General features: G+C 54.1%; 1 protein-coding gene. It reads left to right on the top strand.

The features are described from left to right. The coding region (locus ACTHS3_RS17560; RefSeq protein WP_440368704.1) for a flavodoxin-dependent (E)-4-hydroxy-3-methylbut-2-enyl-diphosphate synthase at window positions 1–314 on the top strand (314 nt) is incomplete at both ends.

The raw sequence follows: 314 nt of genomic DNA, 5'->3' as shown, positions 1-314 counted from the left end.
TGGAGTCGGCAGAAAAAGCCGTAGCTTTGGGCTTGCCAGAAGACAAAATTATTTTGTCGTGCAAAGTCAGCGCCGTACAAGACTTGATTCAGGTTTACCGCGAATTAGGCAGCCGTTGCCGTTACCCACTGCATCTCGGTCTGACTGAGGCTGGCATGGGCAGCAAGGGCATTGTGGCTTCCACCGCAGCTCTGGCCGTATTGTTGCAAGAAGGCATCGGCGACACCATTCGAATTTCCCTTACGCCCGAACCCGGCTCCCCGCGCACACAAGAAGTCATTGTCGGTCAAGAAATCCTGCAAACCATGGGCTTG

The sequence above is a fragment of the Neisseria sp. P0009.S007 genome (assembly GCF_051962515.1).
This window is presented reverse-complemented; position numbering and strand designations above follow the sequence as displayed.